Below are 12,219 nucleotides of genomic sequence, written 5' to 3'. Positions count from 1 at the left end.
CGCGCAGCCATGGACGAGTTCGTGGATCAGACAAAAACGCTGGTTGGAGCCCTCGGCTGGGATCTCTTCCGAGAAGTCCGCGGTCGTGCGCAGGAGCAGATCGCAGGGCGAGAACTGCCAGAGGCTGAAATCCATGAAAGCCCTCGGTTCTTCTTCCGAGGCGACGGCTTCGCGGCAGAGATGGAGATTGGGCCCTCCGGGGATTTCGTCGTCACAGCAGGTTCGAGGGCAAGGGTCCGGACGACGCGAACGATACCGAGGGGGACGGTCACGCTCCGGAACACCCTTGTTGAGAAGGGCGTCCTCCGCGAGGAAGGCGATTTTCTTGTCTTCACAAGCGCCTACAGCTTCACGTCTGCCTCTGCCGCGGCTGCGGCCGTCATTGGTGCGAGCGCTAATGGCCGGATCCTGTGGAAGCTCCCGGACGGGCGCAACTACGCGGACTGGGAAGCCTCTCAGGGCATATCAGACTGCGCCTCGCAGTGAGGCCGCTTAAAGGCGGTAGCAAGTTGGATTTCTGTTCCATCTCGCTGAACGCCACCCACGTCGAACTGCTTAGCGGGCGCTCTCAAAAAGTTATACTCTTTCAGTTACTTGCAAGAAATTCACCTTAACGGCGCAGTCATCAGGTCCGGAGAATATCGGCCCTCAGAGACCGCTTCCGGGCCTCTTGGCAGCAGGGGCAGTGCTCAGCCCATCCCGCACAACCCTCGAAAACAACGGAAAAATCCGGCCGCAGCCGGATCGGGAGGACGCTTTCGCAGGGGCAAGTGGCGGAGGGGATGGGTCTGACGTCCAACCTTCTCCAGTATAAGTCATTGATTTTATTTGATGCGCACAGCTGCTACGCTGGAAGAGCGGGAGTCCGTCCGCAAAGGTTGGCTCTATCGTGATGTCGGCAACGATGAGCGGCAGTCGGCTGCCTTGATCTTGGAGAGCACCCCCGATCATCCACCAGCCGCCCTCGGCGCCAACAGGATGACGGCCGCACCGGCGAGGCAGATTGCGGCACCTGTCAGGTCCCAAGTGTCCGGGCGCTGCTTCTCGATGAGCCACAGCCAGAGGAGCGAGGCTGCGATATAGACCCCGCCATAAGCTGCGTAGGCCCGCCCCGCAAAATCGGAGGGGGCAAGGGTCAGGAGCCAAGCGAAGACGGCCAGGCTCAGGAGGCCGGGGACCAGCCAGAGCGCGCTCGCGCCTTGCCGCATCCATGCCCAGACCGCAAAGCAGCCCGCAATCTCGGCCAGAGCGGCACCGATGTAGATGGCGAGGGTGCCGGGTGCTTTCACGATGCCGCCTCGCTCTCCGGATGCTGGTGATCGGTTGCGCATAGCGAATGGTCGCCCAGAACTTCAATGACCCGGCAATCGGCAATCCGACCGCCTGCACATTGCACGACCATGCGCTCAAGTTCGCCTTTCAGCGCAGTCAGGCGCGCAAGGCGGCTTTCAACCTCGGCCAGCTGCGCCCTGGCGATGACATCGGCGGCTGCGCAGGATTGATCGGGTCTGTCAGAGAGACTCAGAAGGTCTCGGATAGCGTCCAGCGGAAAACCGAGCTCCCGCGCATGGCGGATGAAGGCTAGCCGATCCAGTGCCGACTGCCCATAGAGCCGCTGGTTCCCGGCACTGCGATCTGGCTCCGGCAGGAGCCCGATCTGCTCGTAGTAGCGGATCGTCGGAACCTTCACGCCGGCCGCTTCGCCCAATTTTCCGATGGTGAGCATCAGATTTCCTCTTGAAGCTATAGCTACTAGAGACCTTAGGTTCCCGACTCAGCAAATACAATGTTGCCCGCTGGGCGGGTTGGAAGGGCGTGATGACGGCGAACGACAGTGCAACCTACGAATGGACGGTTTCCGGGATGGACTGTGCGTCGTGCGCCGGCAAGGTCCGGGGTGCGGTCGAACGCCTGCCTGGCGTGAGCGACGTCGATGTGGCGCTAATGACCGAGCGGCTTCGGCTGACTCTGGATGAAGGGCAGACCCCTCGCAACCAGATCGAAGCAATCGTCAAGCGGCTCGGCTACGGGATCGCGGCGAAAGGATCGAGCCCCGATCGGAAAGGCTTCGTGCTGCCGGACGATGAGCAAGCGTCCCGTGCGGACGGCTCGCGAGATGCCGCAGGACTCGAGCCCAACGCTGGATCGACAGGGCCCGAGAGCGGTCCCGGGCCCGGTTCGCGTTGGTATCAGACCGCGAAGGGCAGACTGGTGATCGGCACCGGTCTCCTCCTCGCGGCGGCATGGGCCGTGAAACTGCTCGCCTCCCAGGATGTGGCAACGTGGGCATTCATCCTCGCGACGCTCATTGGTGTCGCCCCTATCGCACGCCGCGCCGTCGCGTCCGCCAGAGCGGGGATGCCGTTCACGATCGAGATGCTGATGACAATCGCCGCCAGCGGCGCGCTCGTCATCGACGCCGCCGAGGAAGCGGCGCTCGTCGTCTTCCTCTTCGCCGTCGGGGAGGTTCTCGAAGGTGTTGCGGCGAACAAGGCCCGCGACGGGATCCGGGCGCTCGCTCGTCTGGTACCGAAGACCGCGATCCTGGAGATCGGCGGCCGGACTCGGGTGATACCAGCCGACCAGCTGCAGGTGGACCAGATCGTTCTGGTGCGCCCGGGAGACCGGGTCCCGGCAGATGGCGAAGTTATCGAGGGCACCTCGGGCGTCGATGAGAGCGCCGTCACGGGCGAGAGTGTGCCGAAGCTGAAGGAACCCGGTGCCTCCGTCTTTGCCGGCTCCATCAATTCCGAGGCGGCGCTGCGTGTTCGGGTCACCAAGTCGGCCGAGGACAACACCATTGCCCGTATCATCCGGCTGGTCGAGGAAGCGGAAAGCGCCCGGGCCCCGACCGAGCGCTTCATCGACCGTTTCAGCCGCATCTACATGCCGGCCGTCGTCGGAGTTGCGGTGCTGGTGGCCATCGTCCCGCCCCTTGCGTTCGGGCAAGGCTGGGATACGTGGATCTACCGGGCGCTCGCGCTTCTCCTGATCGGATGCCCCTGCGCGCTGGTGATCTCGGTACCGGCTTCCATCGCCTCTGCGCTTTCTTCAGGCGCGCGTCGCGGGCTGCTGATGAAAGGAGGCGCCGTGATCGAGGCCGCGGCGGCCACCACGCATGTCGCATTCGACAAGACCGGAACCCTGACCCACGGACGGCCGCGCGTCACGGACGTGGTGCCGATCTCGGGATCGGAGACAGAGGTGCTGGCGCTGGCTGCCGCCGTCGAAGCGGGGTCGAGCCATCCTCTGGCGGAGGCGATCCTGTCCCGCGCGGAAGCTGCGGGAGCGCCGTTCCTGGCCGCGACCGCCGCCAAAGCGCTTCCGGGCAAAGGGGCCGAAGCAGTCGTTGAGGGTGAAACCGCCTGGGTGGGCTCTCCACGGTTCGCCGGGGAGCGCGGTGTGTTGGACGACCACGCGCTCCGGGCGGTGGTCGGCATGGAAGATGAAGGCAAGACAGTCGTCGCGGTCTTCCGCCGGAGCCAGTTGGTCGGACTCGTAGCGCTCCGGGACGAACCCCGAGAGGATGCCGCCCGCGCGGTGCAGCAACTCAAGGCGCTTGGCATCGCGTCTGTGATGCTGACCGGCGACAACCGGCGCACGGCAGCAGCCATTTCCGCTGGGCTGGGCATTGACCATCGCGCCGAATTGATGCCCGAAGGCAAGGTCGCCGCGATCCGTGAGATGACCGCCAGAGACCGCGTGATGATGGTGGGCGACGGCATCAACGATGCCCCTGCGCTCGCCACCGCCCACATCGGAGTTGCCATGGGCTCCGGAACGGACGTCGCGCTTGAAACCGCCGACGCCGCGATCCTGCGCAATCGCGTGACCGATGTGGCCGGCAAGATTCGCCTTGCTCGCGCAGCCATGGCGAACATCAGGCAAAATGTGGCGATCGCGCTCGGCCTTAAGGCGGTGTTTCTGGTGACGACGATCCTCGGCATTACCGGGCTGTGGATCGCGATCCTTGCAGATACCGGCGCGACGGTGCTCGTCACACTGAACGCGCTGCGGCTTCTTGCGTTTGATCCGGAACGTGAGGCCTGAGATCAGATCATCGGCAGGGCGATGGTTCCGCTGCCATGCCGCAGGGCCGAGCGCTGAGAACATAAACCTCGGGGTACTGTTCCGCCGCGAGTGCTCAACATGCTGCAACTGGAATCGGGCTTCTGCTCGGTTTCGCGCTGGTGGCCGCCATCTGGTCGCGCACCACTACGGGGCTATTGGCCGTCCGGGGCGTGAAGCCGAACTCGAAAGAGAGACCGCAGGCGGCGATCATGGTGGCGTTCGTCGGGCTGCTCGCGCTCCACACGATTGAAATCCTGGCTTTCGCCGCAGTCTACAGGGCGCTGCAGGGCTGGGGCGTGGGAGGCTTCGACGGCAGCTACGACCCATGCTGGAGCGGCCTGATCTACTTCTCCGGCGTCAACTTCGCCACGCTCGGGTACACGCAGATCGAGGCAACCGGGCCGATACGGATGGTCAACATGATGCAGTCGCTCGGCGGCTTCATGGTGCTGACCTGGTCGGCGACGTTCCTCTAACTCGGTCTGCGAACTGGCCTGGCGCGAGTAGCAGCCGACGACCATGGGGAATGTCAGTTTGCCTCCGACACCCTCTCTTGGTATCGGCGCTCGCGCTCTGGCCATGTGCTCTTGATGTAGTCGAGAACGGCGCGGATGTCCGCGTCGCTCAGCACGTCTGCGAAGCCGGGCATGTCGCTCTCGTATCCGCCGCCGACCACGGCGGCGGTGCCTTCCCTAACGATGCGGAACAGGACATCGTCAGGATGGTGCCAGGTGTGGCCGCTGGCGTCGTGGGGTGGCGCCGGCAACCGGCCGGACGGAAGCGGCGAGCGCCAGCCCGGCTGGCCCTCCAGTTCCGCGCCGTGGCAGGCGGCGCACTGATCCGCATAGATCTGGCGTCCTTGCGCGATGATGTCCGCCGACGCCACGGCGGTGGATGCGGTACCGGCATAACGCCAGCCAGCAAAGACCGCGAGGATCACACCTCCGACGACCAGACCGATCACGACAGTATTTCGGAGAGCTTTTTTCAAGACGTCTATCGCCGATCACTGCGGAATAACATTCGCGTTTGGTCGAGACCACGTTGTGCCAGCGGCGAGGCGCCTGCGACAATGGACATTCTCGTGAGCAATGCCTATCTTTGCAGCATGCTCGAACGTGTCGTCACCATGCTTGCCATACTCGCGATCACCGTGGTGACGACGGTGACCTCCGCGCATGCGACACGCATGAGCATGAATTCCGGTGTGGATCACGCGATGCATGTCGCCGACATGATGCACTCTCCGGTCATTTCGGGCTTCGACTGTGACGCTGGAGAGCACTGTGGATCGGCCGATGCCGAGATGTGCGAGTTCGTATGCGCAGGCCTCTCTGCCTTCCTGACGTCGGCAGGCGAGGAAGCCGGGCACGCCTACGGCGCCGCCAGTCATGACGTCCCGTCCGCGGCAATCCACGTCAGCCGTGCGCCGGGACTGAACGAACGACCTCCCAAGCTCCGTCTCCTCTGAGCGCGCCCGGGCAGACGCCCGAGGCGCCCCATCGGTATTGATGAACGGGACGGAAGTCCCGAGGAGACGACCATGAACATGCTTTCTCGACGCGGCTTTCTTGCCGCAAGTGCGGCCGCCATTGGCGCTGCACACTTGCCCCGCATCGCCTTCGCGCAAGGGGTGGCGCCGATCAGCCTCTCCGCTGCGACGCGCACGCTCGACATCGACGGTCGCGCTGCCACGGTCTTCGGGCTTGCCGGCCCCGGCGGTCAGGGACTGATCCTCGACCCCGGCCAGAGGTTCCGGGTCGATCTGACCAACGACCTGGACGTCGGTACCATCATCCACTGGCACGGACAGATCCCGCCCAACGCGCAGGACGGTGTGCCGGACATGCCGATGCCCCTCCTCGCACCGGGTGAAACCCGATCCTACGACTTCGAGGCACGGCCCGGCACGCACTGGATGCACAGCCATGTGCCCACCCAGGAGATGCAGCTGCTCGCCGCGCCGCTGATCGTGCGCTCGGCCGAGGACGTTGCTGCCGACCGGCAAGACGTCGTGATGTTCCTTCATGACTTCTCCTTCAAGGCCCCCGAGGAGGTTCTGGCCGAGATCGGCGCAGGTCATGGCGGCGGGCACGGCGCGGGCCATGGTGCCGGTGCATTGCCCGATCAGGGCGCTCCCATGGGAGGCATGGGGGCGATGCAGGGCATGGATCACGGGGCCATGGGCCATGGCGCCACGGGCGGCATGCCGATGGGCAACATGCCCCGAATGGGCGGGATGATGGGTATGGGCGGCCAGATGGGCGGCATGGCCATGGACCTGAACGACTATGACTGGGACGCCTATCTCGCCAATGACCGGACCCTGTCGGACCCGGAGGTGGTCCAGGTCGAGCGCGGTGGCCGTATCCGGCTTCGGGTCATCAACGCCGCTGCGGCGACGGTATTCTGGATCGAGACCGGCGGTGCCGAGGCGCGGCTGGTCGCGGTAGATGGGCACGCGGTCGAACCTCTCGCCGGCACGCGGTTCGGTCTGGCAATGGGCCAGCGTCTGGACATCGAGATCGACCTGCCGCACGAAGGCGGCGCCTGGCCGATCCTCGCCCTGCGCGAAGGCGCGCGCGAGCGCACCGGCCTGATCCTCGCCACGCAGGGTGCCGAAGTGCGGCGTCTCGATGCAATGGCGGATGCCGAAGCGCCCGCGTTCGACACCGATCTGGCGCAGGAGGCGCGCCTCATCGCGCTGGACGCTCTGCCGGATCGACCCGTGGACCGCAGCCAGATGCTGATGCTGGGCGGTTCGATGCAGCCGTACGTCTGGACGATAAACGGGGCAGTCTGGGGCCAGCACCAGCCGATCACCGCACGCAGCGGTGAGCGGGTCGTGCTGTCGTTCCACAACATGTCGATGATGGCGCACCCGATGCATCTGCACGGCCATGTGTTCCAGGTCGTCGGGCTGAACGGGCGTCGGGTCGCCGGTGCACTACGCGACACGGTTCACGTGCCACCGATGTCGATGGTCGATGTCGCCCTCGATGTCGGTGAGGCCGCCCGATGGATGCTGCATTGCCACCACATGCCGCACCTTACGACGGGGATGATGACCGAATTCGCGGTCACGGCGTCCGTCTGATCCCAGCGGGTCGTCCGGACATGGCGCCCCGCCCGGCACCGATCCTGGTCTGTCCTGCCCCATGTTGTCGTGAGGGCCGGCCAAAAGACGCACCCTGCGGGTAAAAATCAGGAGGATGAGATGATGAACTGGAACGACATGGGCCCCGGAATGGGTTTCGGAATGGGGTTTGGCTGGCTCTTCGGCCTGCTGATCCTCGTGCTGCTGGTTTTGGCCATAGCAGCGCTGATCAAGTATCTTCGGAAATAGAAAAAAGGAGTTGGCAATGACCTACACGATCAATCGAATGTTCCCCGACGCCGGTATCGACGACGTCGACGCTCGCGCGCGGAAGGCCCTCACCGACCACGGCTTCGGCATCCTGACCGAGATCGACGTCAAGGCGACGATGAAGAAGAAGCTAGATGTCGAGATGCCCGCCTACCGCATCCTCGGCGCCTGCAACCCCAAGATGGCGCATCAGGCCATCGGGATCGAACCGCGCGTCGGTGCGATGCTGCCATGCAACGTCATCCTGCGCGAGGTCGACGGTGGCGTGGAAGTCAGCGCCATCGATCCTGTGGCGTCGATGCAGGCGATTGAGAACGCCGAACTGACGGCCGTGGCGGGCGAGGTGCGCGACCTCCTGGCGAAGGCCGTCGCGGCGGTCTGAGATGAGCCTGCGCGTCACCATTCTCGCGGGCCTTGCGATCCTCGGCATCGGACTGCTCGCTGTCTGGCAGTTCGCGCCTTCGGTGTTCGCCGAGGCGCGCAGCCTCCTGGAGCCCGAGCGTCTGGAAACGCTGGTGGCGCGTGCGGGTCTCTGGGGGCCGGTCCTGATCGTCACGCTTATGACCATCGCGGTCGTGGCCAGCCCAATCCCGAGTGCACCCATCGCACTGGCGGCCGGAGCGGCCTACGGACATCTCTGGGGGACCGTGCAGGTCGTCATCGGCGCCGAGCTCGGGGCGCTGATCGCCTTCGGTCTCGCACGGGTTCTGGGGCATGACGTCCTGCGGCGGGTGTTCGGGGACCGCGTCGATGCCGGGCTGCTCGGCTCGCAGAACGCGTTGACGGCGACGGTTCTTGCCAGCCGCCTGATGCCCTTCGTGTCCTTCGACATGATCAGCTACGCGGCCGGACTGAGCCGATTGCACGCCTGGCGTTTCGCCTTGGCAACACTGGCGGGGATCATTCCGGCAAGCTTCCTGCTGGCCCATTTCGGCGGCGAGGCGGTGAGCGGAGATCTGGGCCGGGCGACATGGGCAGTACTTGGCCTCGGCCTCTTGACGGGCCTGCCACTGCTTTGGGTAGCCATGCGGCAAAAGCCTGAAAAGGGAAATCCATGACCGGAAGCGAGTACCAGAAGAACAGCATCACCCTTTCCGGTGCGGTAGCCATGGGCACCGGCGTGATGATCGGCGCGGGCATCTTCGCGCTGACCGGCCAGATCGCCGAACTCGCCGGGCCTCTCTTCCCGCTCTCGTTCGTGGTCGGCGCCATCGTGACCGCCTTCAGCGCCTACACCTATATCAAGATGTCGAACGCATACCCGTCTGCGGGCGGCATCGGGATGATCCTGAAGAAAGCCTACGGACCGACGACGGTCGCGGCGGGCGCAGCTCTCCTGATGGCGCTGTCGATGGTCATCAACGAAAGCCTCGTCGCTCGCACCTTCGGAACCTACACCCTGCGAGCCTTCGGCGGCGATCCGGACAGCATTCTCGTGCCGGTCCTCGGCGTGGGGCTGATCGTCTTCGCCTATCTCGTGAACGTCTCTGGCAACCGGTCGGTCGGGCTGCTGTCCATTATCATGGCCATTCTCAAGGTGGGCGGCATTGCGCTGTTCGGGGCGGCCGGTCTGTGGGCCAGCGGCATTTCGTTCGAAGCGTCGGGCGGAGATTTTCGTGCGGGTGGGTTCGTGGCGTCGGTCGCGCTGTCCATTCTCGCCTTCAAGGGGTTCACGACCATCACCAACAGCGGCGCCGAGGTGACCAATCCGCATCGGAACGTGGGCCGGGCCATAGTCCTGTCCATCGCCATCTGCGTCGTCGTCTACCTGCTGGTCGCATTCGCGGTCGGCTCCAGCCTGCCGCTCGATCGCATCGTGGCGGCGAAGGACTACGCGCTGGCTGAAGCGGCCCAACCAGCCCTCGGGCAAACCGGCTTCTACCTGACGGTGGCGCTTGCGCTGGTGGCAACTGCCTCGGGCCTGATCGCCAGCGTGTTTGCCGTCTCGCGGATGCTGGCGATGCTGACGGACATGAAGATGATCCCGCACAGCCATTTCGGGATGCCAGGCACGATCAAGGACCACACACTCGTCTACACCGTCGTGATCGCAGGCTTCCTGACGGTCTTCTTCGACCTCAGCCGCATCGCCTCGCTCGGGGCCTTCTTCTATCTGGTGATGGACATGATCATCCATTTCGGCGTGTTCCGGCATCTGCGCGAAGAAATCGGCGCTCGGGGCTGGGTGTTGCTGACGGCAATCGCACTTGATGCCGTGGTGCTGGCCGCCTTCGCCGCGATGAAATGGCAGTCCGACCCCTTGATCGTCGTCCTGGGTGCGATCGGCATGGCGCTGGTGTTCCTGTTCGTCGGAATCTTCCTCGCACGGAATCCCGCCCTGGAAGGCGCTCACGACCACCATTGAAAAGAGCTTGAGCTTCCAACGGCTGGAAGCGGCAAGCTGAAACAAGAGATCGAAAGGCTGGCAGACTATGGAGCACGATCACCATCACGCGGCGCCCGACATTCCGGCGGGGGCGAATACCGCAAAGGACCCGGTCTGCGGGATGACGGTCGCGGTCAAGCCGGACGGGCGTCACGCCGAGTTCCAGGGAGAGACCTTTCATTTCTGTTCGGAGAAATGCCAGTCGAAGTTCAAGGCGGATCCGTGGTTCTACGCCTCGGGCCGGGCCGCCGGACAGAAGAAGGCTGCTCCGGCCAACGTCCAGTACACCTGTCCGATGCATCCCGAGATCGTCCGCGATGCGCCGGGGTCCTGCCCGATCTGCGGCATGGCGCTGGAACCGATGGTGCCGTCGGATGAGCCCAGCGAGGAGCTGACCGACTTCACGCGTCGGATGTGGATTTCGGCGGCGGCGGCGGTGCCGCTCATCATCCTGACGATGGGTGAACTGGTCGCGCTGCCAGTGCGCGACTGGATCGGGCATCAGACCGCAAGTTATCTCGAGTTCGTGCTGGCAACGCCGATCATCCTCTGGGCCGCCTTGCCTTTCTTCCGGCGCGGCTGGGACTCCATTGTGAACCGCAGCCCAAACATGTGGACGCTGATCAGCATCGGCGTGGCGGCGGCCTACCTTTACTCGCTCGTCGCGACGTTCCTGCCGGGGGTGTTTCCGGAACAGTACCGGATGGGCCACGGCGTCGGCACCTATTTCGAGGCGGCGGTGGTGATCGTCGCGTTGGTCTTCGTGGGCCAGGTGCTGGAACTCCGAGCGCGAGAACGCACCGGGGATGCGATCCGCGCGCTTCTGGATCTGGCGCCGAAGACCGCGCGGCGCATCCTGCCGGACGGCACTGAATACGATGCGCCGCTGGAGAACATCATGGAGGGCGACCGGCTGCGGGTCCGTCCCGGCGACGCCATTCCGGTCGACGGCACGGTGATCGAGGGCCGCTCGTCGCTGGACGAAAGCATGCTGACCGGCGAGTCAATGCCGGTGGAAAAGGGGCCGGGGGATGAGGTGACGGGCGCCACGATCAACAAGAACGGCTCTCTGGTCATGGAGGCAGGCAAGGTCGGGTCCGATACCGTGCTGGCGCAGATCGTGGCGATGGTGTCGAACGCGCGGCGGTCCCGCGCGCCGATCCAGGGGCTGGCCGACCGGGTGTCGGCGATATTCGTGCCGACGGTGGTGGTCATCGCCATCGTCGCCTTCGTGGTCTGGCTGATCTTCGGCCCGGAGCCCGCGCTGGTCTTCGCAATCGCCTCGGCCGTGTCGGTCCTCATCATCGCCTGCCCCTGCGCGCTGGGGCTGGCGACACCGATCTCCATCACCACGGCGGCGGGGCGCGGCGCACAGGCGGGCGTGCTGATCAAGGACGCCGAGGCGCTGGAGCGAATGGCAGGAGTCGATACGCTCATCGTCGACAAGACCGGCACGCTGACCATGGGCAAGCCGAAGCTGACCGATACGGTTGCGCTCGGGGACGTCACCGAGACCGACCTGTTGTCGCTGGCCGCAGCGCTGGAGCGTGGCTCGGAACACCCGCTGGCTGAGGCGATTGTCGAGGGAGCCGAGGCGCAGGGTGCGCCGCGTCAGGAGGCCACGGACTTCGACGCCGTCACTGGCAAGGGCGTACAGGGCCGGGTCGGTGGGCGCGCGGTGGCGCTAGGCAACGCGGCGATGATGCGGGAGATGGGGCTCGACACCGCGCAGGCCGAGTCAAAGGCCGACACCCTGCGCGCCGAGGGCAAGACGGCGATGTTCGTCGCGCTTGACGGCGCGCTCGTCGGCATCGTGGCGGTCGCCGACCCGATCAAGGAGAGTACCGCGCAGGCCATTCGGGAACTTCATGCCCAAGGGCTAAGGGTGATCATGGCGACGGGCGACAACGAACGCACGGCGCAGGCGGTGGCGGGCAAGCTCGGCATCGACGAGGTGCGCGCAGGCATCCTGCCCGAGGCCAAGAAGGACCTGATCGACCAGTTGCGCCGCGACGGCCACAAGATCGCCATGGCGGGCGACGGGGTGAACGACGCCCCCGCGCTCGCCGCCGCCGATGTCGGCATCGCCATGGGCACCGGGGCCGATGTTGCGATGGAAAGCGCAGGCATCACCCTGCTGGGCGGCGACCTGATGGGCATCGTGCGGGCGCGCAAGCTCGCCCGCGCCACCCTGCGGAACATCAAGCAGAACCTGTTCTTCGCCTTCGCCTACAACGCGCTTGGCGTCCCCATCGCCGCCGGGCTGCTTTACCCTGTCACCGGACTTCTGCTCTCGCCGATGATCGCGGCGGCGGCGATGAGCCTGTCGTCGGTCTCGGTGATCACCAACGCCCTGCGGCTCAGGCGGGTCGACCTCTGATCTGCCAGCCCACAC

General features: G+C 65.3%; 13 protein-coding genes. 10 read left to right on the top strand and 3 right to left on the bottom strand.

Going from position 1 to position 12,219, the window contains the following annotated elements; translation table 11 throughout:
- Nucleotides 1-9: 9 nt before the first annotated feature.
- The gene (locus tag JHX87_RS02360) at nt 10-486 is read left to right on the top strand and encodes a DUF4357 domain-containing protein (protein ID WP_271886175.1); all 477 of its coding nucleotides are present in this window, start codon (nt 10-12) and stop codon (nt 484-486) included.
- A 461-nt stretch (nt 487-947) separates the two neighbouring features.
- Here JHX87_RS02360 and JHX87_RS02355 read toward each other — a convergent pair whose 3' ends face one another.
- Together JHX87_RS02355 and JHX87_RS02350 are read right to left on the bottom strand one after the other, a co-directional pair.
- Nucleotides 948-1,289: a YnfA family protein gene (locus tag JHX87_RS02355; RefSeq protein WP_244304760.1), complete on the bottom strand. Its 342-nt coding sequence runs from the start codon at nt 1,287-1,289 to the stop codon at nt 948-950.
- Nucleotides 1,286-1,726, bottom strand: a complete 441-nt coding sequence (locus JHX87_RS02350) for a MerR family transcriptional regulator (protein ID WP_045681275.1) — start codon at nt 1,724-1,726, stop codon at nt 1,286-1,288. Before JHX87_RS02350 ends, JHX87_RS02355 begins: the two co-directional genes overlap by 4 nt.
- A gap of 92 nt (nt 1,727-1,818) precedes the next feature.
- Between JHX87_RS02350 and JHX87_RS02345 the strand changes: the two genes are divergently transcribed.
- Complete coding sequence (locus tag JHX87_RS02345; RefSeq protein ID WP_208997431.1) at nt 1,819-4,050, top strand: heavy metal translocating P-type ATPase; 2,232 nt, start codon at nt 1,819-1,821, stop codon at nt 4,048-4,050.
- A 140-nt stretch (nt 4,051-4,190) separates the two neighbouring features.
- Nucleotides 4,191-4,547, top strand: a complete 357-nt coding sequence (locus tag JHX87_RS02340) for an ion channel (protein ID WP_208990406.1) — start codon at nt 4,191-4,193, stop codon at nt 4,545-4,547.
- A 53-nt stretch (nt 4,548-4,600) separates the two neighbouring features.
- Here JHX87_RS02340 and JHX87_RS02335 read toward each other — a convergent pair whose 3' ends face one another.
- Complete coding sequence (locus tag JHX87_RS02335) at nt 4,601-5,035, bottom strand: c-type cytochrome (RefSeq protein ID WP_123193412.1); 435 nt, start codon at nt 5,033-5,035, stop codon at nt 4,601-4,603.
- Between the two features lie 108 nt (nt 5,036-5,143).
- On the opposite strand from JHX87_RS02335, the gene JHX87_RS02330 reads away from it, so the two are divergent.
- The 7 genes from JHX87_RS02330 to JHX87_RS02300 all read left to right on the top strand — a co-directional run bounded on the left by JHX87_RS02330 (nt 5,144) and on the right by JHX87_RS02300 (nt 12,204).
- Nucleotides 5,144-5,542 carry a hypothetical protein gene (locus JHX87_RS02330; protein ID WP_045681279.1) on the top strand — a complete coding sequence of 133 codons (399 nt, stop codon included), beginning with the start codon at nt 5,144-5,146 and terminating at the stop codon, nt 5,540-5,542.
- A gap of 72 nt (nt 5,543-5,614) precedes the next feature.
- A complete protein-coding gene (locus JHX87_RS02325) occupies nt 5,615-7,168 on the top strand; it encodes a multicopper oxidase family protein (RefSeq protein ID WP_062563567.1) in 1,554 nt (517 codons plus the stop codon).
- A 120-nt stretch (nt 7,169-7,288) separates the two neighbouring features.
- Entirely contained in the window at nt 7,289-7,417 is a 129-nt protein-coding gene (locus JHX87_RS02320) for a hypothetical protein (protein WP_264224588.1), read from the top strand.
- Nucleotides 7,418-7,433: 16 nt separating this feature from the next.
- Entirely contained in the window at nt 7,434-7,820 is a 387-nt protein-coding gene (locus JHX87_RS02315; protein WP_045681285.1) for a DUF302 domain-containing protein, read from the top strand.
- Between the two features lies 1 nt (nt 7,821).
- Nucleotides 7,822-8,496: a TVP38/TMEM64 family protein gene (locus JHX87_RS02310; protein WP_045681287.1), complete on the top strand. Its 675-nt coding sequence runs from the start codon at nt 7,822-7,824 to the stop codon at nt 8,494-8,496.
- Nucleotides 8,493-9,803 carry an APC family permease gene (locus JHX87_RS02305; protein ID WP_045681289.1) on the top strand — a complete coding sequence of 437 codons (1,311 nt, stop codon included), beginning with the start codon at nt 8,493-8,495 and terminating at the stop codon, nt 9,801-9,803. Before JHX87_RS02310 ends, JHX87_RS02305 begins: the two co-directional genes overlap by 4 nt.
- A gap of 67 nt (nt 9,804-9,870) precedes the next feature.
- On the top strand, nt 9,871-12,204 hold the full coding sequence (locus JHX87_RS02300; RefSeq protein WP_062563565.1) for a heavy metal translocating P-type ATPase: 2,334 nt from the start codon (nt 9,871-9,873) through the stop codon (nt 12,202-12,204).
- Nucleotides 12,205-12,219 lie beyond the last annotated feature (15 nt).

This window comes from Paracoccus fistulariae (assembly GCF_028553785.1).
GTDB classification, from domain to species: Bacteria; Pseudomonadota; Alphaproteobacteria; order Rhodobacterales; family Rhodobacteraceae; genus Paracoccus; species Paracoccus fistulariae.
The sequence above is the reverse complement of the archived record's forward strand: the minus strand, read 5'-3'. Positions and strand labels throughout refer to the sequence as shown.

Excerpts from the sequence above, each read along its gene's own strand:
- JHX87_RS02360 (WP_271886175.1), top strand. The coding sequence starts at position 10 with ATGGACGAGTTCGTGGATCAGACAAAAACGCTGGTTGGAGCCCTCGGC.
- JHX87_RS02350 (WP_045681275.1), bottom strand. The coding sequence starts at position 1,726 with ATGCTCACCATCGGAAAATTGGGCGAAGCGGCCGGCGTGAAGGTTCCG.
- JHX87_RS02345 (WP_208997431.1), top strand. The coding sequence starts at position 1,819 with ATGACGGCGAACGACAGTGCAACCTACGAATGGACGGTTTCCGGGATG.
- JHX87_RS02330 (WP_045681279.1), top strand. The coding sequence starts at position 5,144 with ATGGACATTCTCGTGAGCAATGCCTATCTTTGCAGCATGCTCGAACGT.
- JHX87_RS02325 (WP_062563567.1), top strand. The coding sequence starts at position 5,615 with ATGAACATGCTTTCTCGACGCGGCTTTCTTGCCGCAAGTGCGGCCGCC.
- JHX87_RS02320 (WP_264224588.1), top strand. The coding sequence starts at position 7,289 with ATGATGAACTGGAACGACATGGGCCCCGGAATGGGTTTCGGAATGGGG.
- JHX87_RS02315 (WP_045681285.1), top strand. The coding sequence starts at position 7,434 with ATGACCTACACGATCAATCGAATGTTCCCCGACGCCGGTATCGACGAC.
- JHX87_RS02310 (WP_045681287.1), top strand. The coding sequence starts at position 7,822 with ATGAGCCTGCGCGTCACCATTCTCGCGGGCCTTGCGATCCTCGGCATC.
- JHX87_RS02305 (WP_045681289.1), top strand. The coding sequence starts at position 8,493 with ATGACCGGAAGCGAGTACCAGAAGAACAGCATCACCCTTTCCGGTGCG.
- JHX87_RS02300 (WP_062563565.1), top strand. The coding sequence starts at position 9,871 with ATGGAGCACGATCACCATCACGCGGCGCCCGACATTCCGGCGGGGGCG.